General features: G+C 58.3%; 8 protein-coding genes and 3 pseudogenes. 3 read left to right on the top strand and 8 right to left on the bottom strand.

The annotated features are described in order from the left end of the window. Window positions 1-121: 121 nt before the first annotated feature. The 3 pseudogenes from IMW75_RS26205 to IMW75_RS27485 form a co-directional block, all read right to left on the bottom strand. Window positions 122-496, bottom strand: a pseudogene (locus IMW75_RS26205) (methylamine utilization protein); the annotation flags it as partial. A 274-nt stretch (window positions 497-770) separates the two neighbouring features. Further along, window positions 771-1298, bottom strand: a pseudogene (locus IMW75_RS27490) (methyl-accepting chemotaxis protein); the annotation flags it as partial. Between the two features lie 600 nt (window positions 1299-1898). Then, window positions 1899-2411 (bottom strand): annotated as a pseudogene (locus IMW75_RS27485) (MCP four helix bundle domain-containing protein); the annotation flags it as partial. Between the two features lie 1156 nt (window positions 2412-3567). Between IMW75_RS27485 and IMW75_RS26195 the strand changes: the two are divergent. After that, window positions 3568-4284, top strand: coding sequence for an alpha/beta hydrolase (locus IMW75_RS26195; protein WP_045060537.1), 717 nt, complete (start codon window positions 3568-3570; stop codon window positions 4282-4284). A gap of 2 nt (window positions 4285-4286) precedes the next feature. Here the strand turns inward: IMW75_RS26195 and IMW75_RS26190 are convergent, their stop codons facing one another. Together IMW75_RS26190 and IMW75_RS26185 are read right to left on the bottom strand one after the other, a co-directional pair. Continuing rightward, window positions 4287-4856 (bottom strand): DcrB/PsbP domain-containing protein, encoded by a 570-nt coding sequence (locus tag IMW75_RS26190; protein ID WP_045060538.1) that lies wholly within the window; start codon window positions 4854-4856, stop codon window positions 4287-4289. 98 nt (window positions 4857-4954) lie between these two features. Further along, window positions 4955-5740 (bottom strand): hypothetical protein, encoded by a 786-nt coding sequence (locus IMW75_RS26185; RefSeq protein WP_205894241.1) that lies wholly within the window; start codon window positions 5738-5740, stop codon window positions 4955-4957. Window positions 5741-5896: 156 nt separating this feature from the next. Here IMW75_RS26185 and IMW75_RS26180 point away from each other — a divergent pair, with 156 nt between their 5' ends. After that, complete coding sequence (locus tag IMW75_RS26180; RefSeq protein ID WP_205894240.1) at window positions 5897-6433, top strand: chalcone isomerase family protein; 537 nt, start codon at window positions 5897-5899, stop codon at window positions 6431-6433. Window positions 6434-6606: 173 nt separating this feature from the next. Here the strand turns inward: IMW75_RS26180 and IMW75_RS26175 are convergent, their stop codons facing one another. Genes IMW75_RS26175 through IMW75_RS26165 form a run of 3 tightly spaced genes read right to left on the bottom strand, consistent with a single transcriptional unit; the run spans window position 6607 to window position 9201 of the window. Continuing rightward, window positions 6607-7788: an acetyl-CoA C-acetyltransferase gene (locus tag IMW75_RS26175; RefSeq protein ID WP_045060541.1), complete on the bottom strand. Its 1182-nt coding sequence runs from the start codon at window positions 7786-7788 to the stop codon at window positions 6607-6609. An 11-nt stretch (window positions 7789-7799) separates the two neighbouring features. After that, window positions 7800-8465 carry a CoA transferase subunit B gene (locus IMW75_RS26170; protein ID WP_205894239.1) on the bottom strand — a complete coding sequence of 222 codons (666 nt, stop codon included), beginning with the start codon at window positions 8463-8465 and terminating at the stop codon, window positions 7800-7802. Window positions 8466-8502: 37 nt separating this feature from the next. After that, a complete protein-coding gene (locus tag IMW75_RS26165) occupies window positions 8503-9201 on the bottom strand; it encodes a CoA transferase subunit A (RefSeq protein ID WP_045060543.1) in 699 nt (232 codons plus the stop codon). A gap of 348 nt (window positions 9202-9549) precedes the next feature. Here IMW75_RS26165 and IMW75_RS26160 point away from each other — a divergent pair, with 348 nt between their 5' ends. Continuing rightward, window positions 9550-10446, top strand: a complete 897-nt coding sequence (locus tag IMW75_RS26160; protein WP_205894238.1) for a LysR family transcriptional regulator — start codon at window positions 9550-9552, stop codon at window positions 10444-10446. The last annotated feature ends 271 nt before the right edge of the window (window positions 10447-10717 follow it).

Raw genomic sequence — 10717 nt, 5'->3', positions numbered from 1 at the left:
CGGCGACAGAGACTTCAGACTAACAATGCAAACCTGCGTCGCTGCGCTCCGACTGCCTGTCCGAATGAGCGTGGAATGAGTGTCCGGATGTTGGTGGGCTGAGTGTCCGGATGGCGTGGAATCCGCACACCACAACACCAGTCTTGTCGAACAGGACTGGGTCGGACGGTGTGCCTTCGTAAAGACGTAGCTCGAAGCGTTTTGCCGGCGAGAACGAGTAGACCTGATGGCGGATGTTGTCGCTGTTTGGGAACTTGATAGGCGTACCGGTATGCACTGCCAGCACATGCGGGGCGAACTGTTGAGAGCGCTGATCCATATCGGCGTTTCGATGAGCTGAGGGCTGGCCAATTGGCCCTTGAAGAGTGAGCACCGCGTCGGACAGCGGATTGCCGTTTTGCTCGTTTATTTCGACCTCAAGCTTGGCTATACCAGCCCAAACATCAGCACATACCAAAGCTGTAACTAGCGAAAGAAGCGAGCAAATCCTGGCCATACCGATTCCAAGCAAAAGCGATTTTAGTGGGCAGTCCTTGCCGGAGAGATAAGTAGGTGCCGATAATTGCTCAGCTGAAGCCAAATGCCACCATCAAATTTGATTCGACATGGCATCAATAGGCAGCCCGCAAAATGCGTGCTCTGTGCAGCGTATCGACCAGATACGAAAAACCTGAATAGCTGTGCATTTGAAACCACCTACCACTGGTCTTCTCTAGCAGCATGCGGCGATGTGATCAGGGAAGTGCGCTGTTGTGGGGAATTGGTAGCGTTTAAGTCACCCTAAAAAATGCGACCTTCTGGGTAAGGCGATCAGCTAGCTGCGCTAACTCCTGACTGGCCGTCGCAACTTCTCGAGAGCCAGTTGCCGATTGCACCGTTGAGGTATGGATGCGCGTGATATTTTGCGCAACGTCTTCGGCCACCACGCTTTGCTGGACAGATGCGCTGGCGATTTGTGCATTCATGTGGTTTATGGCGCCGACTTGCTGGCTAATTTTACCTAGCGCCGCCTGGGCATTGCGGGTTTGCGAAACGGTGTGGCTTACCAGTTCGCAACTATTACGCATGGTTTGTGCAGCAGTTTCAGTTCCGCTCTGCAGGGTACCGATCATTTCGCGAATTTCCCGCGTCGACTCCTGAGTTCGATTAGCTAGAGAGCGCACCTCATCGGCCACAACCGCAAACCCTCGGCCATGCTCACCTGCTCGGGCCGCTTCGATGGCAGCGTTAAGCGCCAATAGGTTAGTTTGCGTGGCAATTGAATTGATTACCTCGATCACTATTTCAATCTCTTCGCTGCGCTTGGACACCTGCTCTACGGTATTGGTGGTTTCAACCAGTGTGTCCGCCAATTGTTCAATAGCGAGAGTGGTGTCCGCAACGACGCGATTTCCGCTTACAACTTCAGCATCGGCTAGACGCGTCGCGTCCGCTGCTTGAGAGGCATAGCCTGAAACTTCATTGACCGTTGCCGCCATTTGCGTAATTGCAGTTGCCACCTGCTCGGCTTCACGGGTCTGCAGGCTGATTTGATTGTTATTGGTGGACGATGTGGTCAACAGTTGCCGAGATGAATTGTTGACCTCTTGGGCCGCTATACGTACTTCACTAATGGTATCAGCCAAACGGCTAAGAGCAGTTTTCAGAACGCCCATCACGCTGTTCGGATAATCGGTAACGATCACTTGTTGCAAATCGCCTGCGGCCAACCGTTGGATAGCCTGCGCAACCTGAGTCGGCTCAGCGCCCAGCGTGGACTTGACGAAGCGGATGATAGAGATTGCCAGGATGATGCTCAGCAGCAGTGCTATGCCGGTTGCCATGAGCATCAGTCCTCTAAACTCACTGGCAGTGGCCTGTACAGCAGTGAGTTGGCTCTTGATCGAGGCTTCTTCGTAGTCAATCAGTGCGTTCACGCGTTTCAACCACTCGCTGTATTCACCTGAGGTCTGGCGCAGCAGCAAAGCTTGTGCTCCAGAGATATCTCCGGCGCGGCGCAGGGCGATTACCGATTTAGTGGAAGCGAGCGTTTGCGTTTCGATATCTTTAATCGCTCTTAGCAGCTGTTGCTCCTGCGATGTTACACCAGCAGTTGCGAATAGCTGATCCATTGGTGTTGCTGAATCGGAGTAGGCCTGTTCTAGATTGGTAACTTCGTTGAGATGGACGGCTAAGTCTTGATCACTATCCACTAATACTGCGTCCCGAATGGCAATAGCTCGGTTGTGCACGCTCCCCCGAAAGTTAATAGCGTAGCGTTGAATTTTCGCCGCATTTTCGCTCACGTGTTCCAGGGTGGAGTGGATAAAGCCTACCCGTTGAATGCCCACGGCGGTGATTAGGATAAGCAACGATACAATTACGGCGAAGCCAAGGCCTATGCGCGAGGCTAGTGAGATTGAGTTTTTCATGGGCGGTGCTCATAGATAGACCCTGTAAGGGCAGGACTTGGTGCTTCCATTTTGCTATCCGTGTCAGGGCTACTGGTGTACCGCTACCGCCCATTTGAAAGTTACGACAGCCTGGCTAGGCACTAGCGCAGCAGAGGATGCTAACCGACTGGTGGCAGAGTGACATACATTACTGAGAACCTATACAAGAATTTCATTTTGTATAGGTATTTTCTCGTTTCGCTGAGTGAAGGCCTTGCAGCCTGTCGCAAGCTGGTTTAGAGAATGCACCAACATAGCTAGCAGATCGGCTCGTGAAAGCTGCGTAGCCTGATGAGGGAGCTGGGAGTGGCTAGCGAGAACTCCGGCTCTTATGCTTAAAAGCGACGGTGAACATTTCCTGCGATCCATCCAATCGACTCATGTCCGGTCGTGCTTCTCATCGGAACCTGACTGCGCTCGCTTGCGAGAGTGGCTCATAGCCGCTAATGGTGATGAGTTGCTTGGAGAGGGCGTGAAGATGATTTCGAGATTTGCTGTTGTCCCTGCAATCCCAACGGAAACGGGATCAATGCGTAACGGACGTCAGCGCTTCCTTGGCGGCTCCCAGCGCGAAGACAAAGAATCAATGCATCTTCTTCAAGTCTTTTATTGGCACAACCTGCTTGGGTAGAATCCCGCTTCAGGATCGACAGACTGAGTGGGCACTCGACCGCCCACTGCACAGTTCAAACCTTCGGCAAACTCCGTAGGCAAGGCAGTGATGCCTGATTTGCCGTTTTGAGAAGTCTACATACGCTCGCCTTACCCTGACCCCAATTGCTCTGTGCTTGCTTCTTTCGGCGTGTGGTGAGCACACCGCGCCCGACCCCAGGATCGACCGCCCACCATTGGTGAGTACTGCTCCTGTCAAAGCCAACCAGCAATTACGAGAGCAGAGATTCACGAGCATCATTGCCGCGAGAGTCGAAAGCTCCTTTCATAATTTTGACTAACGGGTAGCCGATATCTTGCGTCACCCCGTGCTTGTGTGTTTGGCAGAGCGGGTTCAGAGTACTGCTCATCAAGTCATTCCAAGGTTGAGTGTCAAATTGTTTTCTACCTATTTGAGATTAATGATTTTTTCTTTCTTATTAAAATCGTCGTCTAGAAAACGAGCTCCTGTGAAGGAAGGTTTATGTTGAAGTTTTTCGCTCTGCTGACACTCCTGGCGTCCACCGCCGTCCATGCCCAAACCCCGCTGCAAGCCGATCTGCCGCTCCAATACCTGGAGCAGACCCACGCCGATTCGCGCAATCTGCCCCTGGTGATTTTCCTCCACGGCTATGGCAGTAACGAAGAGGACCTGTTCGGCATCAAGGATCAATTGCCCGAGCAGTACAACTACCTGTCGGTACGCGCGCCGATGGTGATGGAAGAAGGCAGGTACCAGTGGTTCCGCCAAAAAGGCCAGGGTGCCTACAACGGCGAAACCGATGACCTGAAAAACAGCAGCCAGGTTTTGCTGGACTTCATCACCCAAGCCGCCAGCAAATACCGCACCGCACCGAACAAGGTGTTCCTCGTGGGCTTCAGCCAGGGTGCGATCATGTCCTACGAGGTGGCGCTGCGTCATCCGCAGGCGCTGGGAGGCATTGCAGCGCTGAGCGGGCGTATCCTGCCGGTGCTCAAGGCCGAGCTCAAACCCGATGAAAAACGCCAGCAGCTGGCGATCTTCATCGGCCATGGCACCGCAGACAAACGCCTGCCTTACGTCGATGGCACAGACGCCAACAGCCTTCTGCAAAGCCTGTCGCTCAAGCCCCAATTTCATGCCTATCCGGGGGTGGGTCACAGCATCAGCGCAGCCGAAATGCAGGACTTGAACGCCTGGCTGCAAAGCCTAAACCCTTAGGTTTATTTACCGCTGAGCATCCGCTTGATCAGGGTTTCATGCGCCGCCATGTCGCCGGGCCGGGAAATCACCCGGACCACCGCCATGTGGTTGCCAGAGGCCGCCATCAGCGTGGTGTTGAGGGTTTGCCCACCACCCTGGGTGGCCGTGCTGTCGACCTGGCGCACACCCAGACCAGTGCTTTTGAGGGTCAGGCTTTTCTCGCTCAACTTGTTGTAGTCGGGGAGGGCCTTGCGCTGCGCCGCGTCAAAGTCCGCCGCAGTGCCGTCGAGAAAGGCGCCGTCATTGTCCTTGACCTTGAGACCCTCGGGCAGGGTGTTTTCTGCGGCGATCACCACGGTCTTGGTGGTTTCGTTGGCGTACATGGTCCCGCTGGCGCCCGATGAGCTGGCCGGCAATGGCGTGGCGACGAAGCCTTTGGGCAGGGTAAAGATGAACTTGCCGCCCAGCATCGACACCTTCTGCGACGATGCGGAACTGCTGGTGGCCTTGGCCGCCTGAGCATTCAGGGCCCCCAGGCTGGCAGCGACGGCCAGCAACAGGACAACGGCTTTGTTGCTCAACAATGACATTCGGGATCTCCAGGGGTTGTCGCGCGTCAGCCGCGATCGGTTCAGACGCGATCATCCCATGCCACGTGCAAGTCACTCCAGTACCGGTGCTCGGCCAGTCACTCGTCGCAAGCCTGGGCGCGCACGCTGACCGCAGGTTTTGCCAGCAGGCGCCGGGTCACACCGAGCATGGCCACCGAGACCGCGACGCCGAGGGCAAATGCGCTGAGGCCCATTGTCGGCAAGGCCAGGGCCAGGACCAGGCAAAAGGCGGCAAACGAATACATGCCAGTCGCCGTGGCGCGCAGCAACGCAGCCGTGAACGCCGGCCCACGGGTTTGCTGGGAGAACACGGCCATTACGCTGCCGAGCACCGGGAACACCGCCAGCAGGCCGCTCCAGCGCTCGCCCACGGTACTTGCCAACAAGGTGACCGCCAGTGTCAGCAGGGCACCGGCGACCATGCGCCATAGCAGTCTGTCAGACTTGGGGGCGGTGCCTGAGATCACGGGCTGCACCGACGGAAACAGATAAGGCGCCGCCAGCAACGCGCTCGCAGCGGCGATTGTGGAAAACACCAGGGACGCGGGGATCGACGATAACACCACCGCCAACATGGCCCACACGGCTAACGAAAGACTCAGCGCGGTCGGCCAGTTGCTGCGCTGTGCGACCTGGGCATAGGTGACGCAAAAGGCGATCATCGCGAACATGGCCGATAACGCGGCGGTGGCCGAGCGGGCGGCGAATGCTTCGCCTTGTTCGATGGCCAGGAAGAACAGAATCGGCCCGACCACCACTGGCAGTCCTGACAGCCACCCAGCTACGCTGGGGCCCCAGCGTTTGCCCGCCAGGGAGATGAGTAGCAGAAATCCGGGAATGACCAGCAGTTTGAGCAATAGCACGCACGCGTCTCCATCCTGTGTGAGACTGCCACGTTAGCATGCGCCGGACGGATTGTTGTATAGCTTTGCGGTTTTTGTATACAACATTCAAAGCTTGTACAGTTTGGGTTTTGGCGTATAAATTTTGGGCATCCTCTGCGCTGAATCGAGCCCATCATGAATCGCTCCCGATCCATTCTGCGTCATAGCTTGTGGCTGCTGGCCTTGTTGGCCGGTCATGCGCTGGCCAACTGGCAGGAGGCTTTGCCTGGGGCGCGGATCATTGGTGCCGGCGAATTTCGCTGGTTTGGTTTTGATGTCTATAACGCCCGCCTGTGGAGTGCAGCCAAGCCTTTGGCGAGCGACCAGCCGTTCGCCCTTGAACTCATTTACCAGCGCAAGATTTCCCGGGACGACCTGGTTCAGGCCAGCGTCGATGAAATCAGGCGCCTGTCAGGCGAGTCGGTGAGTGCCGCGCAACTGGAGGCATGGCAGAAGCAGATGCAACAGGCATTTGTCGATGTGCAGGCCGGAACGCGGATCACCGGGGTGTATCTGCCGGGGCAGGGGGCACGGTTTTATGTCGGGCAGCGCTTGCAGCACGAGGTGAACGACCCGGCATTCGCCCGGGCGTTTTTTGATATCTGGCTGGACCCGCGAACACGCAATCCGCAGTTGCGCGAGCAATTGATGGGCGTAGCCAAATCCCGGTAGGAGCTGCCGCAGGGGGATGTTTTATTGATGTGTAGAGCACGGGGATCGTTTTGTTGATGTGGAGCAGGGGATCGTTTTGCTGATGCGTGGAGCCCGGTGCGACAACTGTCACACCGGGGGTGTTGCCAGGCTGCGCGGTTCTTCGTGGGTCCCCGCGCCGCCTGTTGAACGCTTTACGCCCGCTCGATGGCCAGCGCCACGCCCTGGCCGCCACCGATGCACAAGGTGGCGAGGCCTTTCTTGGCGTCACGCTTGATCATTTCATGCAGCAAGGTCACCAGCACCCGGCAGCCCGATGCGCCAATCGGGTGGCCGAGGGCGATGGCGCCGCCATTGACGTTGACCTTGTTCATGTCCCAGCCCAGGTCCTTGGCCACCGCCAGGGATTGCGCGGCGAAGGCTTCGTTGGCTTCGATCAGGTCAAGCTGACCGATCGACCAGCCGGCCTTGTCCAGGCAGCGGCGAGTGGCCGAGACCGGGCCGATGCCCATGATCGCCGGATCAACGCCCGCATTGGCATAGGCAGCAATTTTTGCCAGCACGGGCAGCCCCAGGGCTTTGGCTTTTGCCGCGCTCATAAGCATTACGGCCGCGGCGCCATCGTTGAGCGACGAAGCATTACCGGCGGTCACCGAACCGTCTTTTTTGAACGCCGGGCGCAGTTTGCCCAGGGCGGCGGCGCTGGTGTCGGCTCGCGGCTGCTCGTCGGTGGCGAACGACAGCGGTTCACCCTTGCGCTGGGGAATCAGGATCGGCGTGATTTCATCGACAAAACGTCCGCCTTCAATGGCGGCCGAGGCTTTCTGTTGCGAGGCCGCGGCGAAGGCATCCTGTTGCTCGCGGGTCAGGTTGTACTGCTCAACCAGGTTCTCGGCGGTGATGCCCATGTGGTAGTCGTTGAACGCGTCCCACAGGCCGTCGCTGATCATGGTGTCGACGATTTGCGCGTGGCCCATGCGCAGGCCGGTACGGGCGCCGGGCATGACGTAGTTGGACAGGCTCATGTTCTCCTGGCCGCCGGCGATCATCACCTCGGCGTCGCCGCAGCGAATCGCCTGGGTGGCCAGGTGCAGGGCCTTGAGGCCCGAACCGCAGACCTTGTTCAGGGTCATGGCTGGCACGGTAAACGGCAGGCCGGCCTTGATGGCGGACTGGCGCGCTGGGTTCTGCCCGGCGCCGGCGGTCAGCACCTGGCCCATGATCACTTCATCCACTTGCGCCGGGTCGAGCCCGGTCTGCGCCAGCAACTGACGGATCACTGCGGCGCCCAGGTCCACGGCGGACACATTGGCCAACGCACCCTGGAAGCTGCCAATGGCGGTACGGGTGGCGGCTACAATTACAACGTCTTGCATGGAATTATTCCTCACTGCGCAGCGAACTGCATTTCCGGAACGTGATCAGGCACGATCAGTTTACCCGCGGTCTTGGCGACGATTTCCTCGACGCTGACACCCGGTGCGCGCTCCTTGAGAATGAACGCGCCGTTTTCGATTTCAAGATAAGCCAGGTCGGTCAGCACGCGCTTGATGCAACCGGCGCCGGTCAGCGGCAGACTGCATTTTGCCAGGAGCTTGGACTCACCGTCCTTCGAGGCGTGGGTCATGATGACGATGATGTTGTCTGCACCGGCCACCAGATCCATGGCGCCGCCCATGCCCTTGACCAGCTTGCCGGGGATCATCCACGAGGCGATGTTGCCTTGCACGTCGACTTCGAAGGCACCCAGCACGGTCAGGTCGACATGCCCACCGCGAATCATCGCGAAGGACTCGGCCGAGGAAAAGATCGACGCGCCGATGCGCGCGGTCACGGCTTGCTTGCCGGCGTTGATCATGTCGGCATCGATGGTTTCTTCGGTCGGGAACGGACCCATGCCGAGCAGGCCGTTTTCCGACTGCAGCATGACTTCCATGCCTTCGGGGATGTAGTTGGCGACCAGGGTCGGGATGCCGATGCCCAGGTTCACGTAAAAGCCGTCCTGCATTTCGCGGGCGACGCGTTGAGCCATTTGTTCGCGGGAAAGTGCCATTGTTGTTATTCCTTCAATTCGGGCCGGGGGCAGGTGATCACTTACGCACGGTGCGCTGTTCGATGCGCTTCTCGAACGTGCCGCAAATGACCCGGTCCACGTAGATGCCAGGGGTATGGATCTGCGCCGGGTCGAGCTCGCCGGGCTCGACGATTTCTTCGACTTCGACCACGGTGATCTTGCCGGCAGTGGCCGCCAGCGGGTTGAAGTTCTGCGCGGTGTGGCGATAGATCACGTTGCCGAAGTGGTCGGCTTTCCAGCCTTTGACGATGGCGAAGTCACCGGTAATGGACTCTTCCATCAGGTACTGGCGACCGTGGAATTCGCGCACTTCCTTGCCGTCGGCAACCGGTGTGCCGACGCCGGTGGCGGTAAAAAAGGCTGGAATGCCAGCGCCGCCAGCGCGCATTTTTTCCGCGAGGGTACCCTGGGGCGTCAGGACGACTTCGATTTCGCCTTTGAGCAGTTGGTCTTCGAACAGTTTGTTCTCACCGACGTACGAGGCCACTACTTTGCTGATCTGCCGGTCTTCCAGCAGCACGCCCAGGCCAAAGCCGTCGACGCCACAGTTGTTGGACACCACAGTGAGGTCGCGTGTGCCTTTGCGCTTGATCTCGGCGATCAGGTTTTCCGGAATCCCGCACAGACCGAAGCCGCCGGCGATGACGGTCATGCCGTCTTCGAGACCTGCCAGCGCTTCCTCGTAGGAACTCACACGCTTGTCGAAACCTGCCATATGCACCTCTTTTATTCTTTATGGGCGGCTGGCTAGCCGAATGACTGAAGTGTCTCGCCGCAAGATTGATTTGTTAAGTTGATTTTTAGCAAGTATTAATAGATAAAACTCACTAATAGAGTTTTCCATTTGCCAAGGCCACTCTGCACTGAGGGAGCAAAACTTGCTCGCGATAGCCATTCCAAGGGCGCCATCGCAGGCAGGCCAGGCACCCACACTGACCAAGGCCACTCTGCGCTGTGGGAGCAAAGCTTGCTCGCGATAGTCATTCCGAGGGCGCCATTGCACGCAGGCCATGCACCCACAAGCTTGCAGCTCACAGTCTCGAGATTCCAGGAGCCAAGCGACATGACCGTCAAACAGATCCGCGCCTTCCTCGCCGTCGCCCAGAGTCTGAGTTTCGCCGTGGCCTGCGAGCGCCTGCACCTGTCGCAATCAGCGCTGAGCCTGACCATCAAGGCGCTGGAAGAAGGCCTGGGTGGGCGCTTGTTTGCGCGCAACACCCGCAACGTCGCACTGACCGCCGAAGGTGAGGCTCTGGTGCCCCTGGCGCGGCGCCTGATCGCCGACTGGGACAACGCCGAGGACGATTTGCGCCAGCGCTTCACCCTGCAACGCGGGCGAGTCACGCTGGCCGCGATGCCCTCGTTTGCCGGCAACCTGCTGCCACCGATCCTCAAGACATTTCGTGCGCGTTACCCCAAGGTCAATGTCACGGTAAATGACGTGATCAACGAGCAGGTGCTGGAAATGGTGCGGGATCGACAGGTCGAGCTGGGTGTGGCGTTTGAGCCAACCACCAGCTCGTCGCTGGCCTTCACACCGCTGTACATGGATCGCTTCGTCGCGGTGGTGCCCCTGGATTCACCGCTGGCCCGGCTTGACGATATCGCCTGGAAGACCCTGCTGCAGGAACCGTTCATCACCCTGCAGCGCCCGTCCACCGTACGGGTGATGCTCGAGGAGCACCTTCAGGCGCGTGGTATGAAATTGCCGGTGGAGTTTGAAAGCCATCAGCTGGCAACGGTGGGGCGTATGGTCGCAAGCGGGCTGGGCGTCAGCGCGGTCCCGGCATTGTGCGCCGGGCAGATGCGCGAACTGGGTGCGCATTGCCTGACCCTGCATGACCCGGTGATTGAGCGGGCGATCGGGGTGTTGACCAAGCCTGGGGTGGAGTTGTCGGCGGCGGCGCAGGCGTTGTTTGATGTGCTGAAAGAAGAAAACGCGGGTCAACAATGTTCATGAACTGAAGAGCGTCCAGGGTGGGAGCAACTGTCTTCCCCCTGCCACATCAATATCGAATCTGCAGACGCCATCGCGGGCAAGCCCGGCTCCCACAGAGATATCTGCCGTACACAAATGCTGCGCCCACCACAAAAACCCTGTGGGAGCGGCGGTGCGACGATTCGACTTGCCCGCGATGGCAATCTCCCTGCCACATCAATGTCGAATCCGCAGACGCCATCGCGGGCAAGCCCGGCTCCCACAGAGATATCTGCCGTACACAAATGCTGCG

The sequence above is a fragment of the Pseudomonas gregormendelii genome (assembly GCF_017114825.1).
Classification (GTDB): domain Bacteria; phylum Pseudomonadota; class Gammaproteobacteria; order Pseudomonadales; family Pseudomonadaceae; genus Aquipseudomonas; species Aquipseudomonas gregormendelii.
The sequence above is the reverse complement of the archived record's forward strand: the minus strand, read 5'-3'. Positions and strand labels throughout refer to the sequence as shown.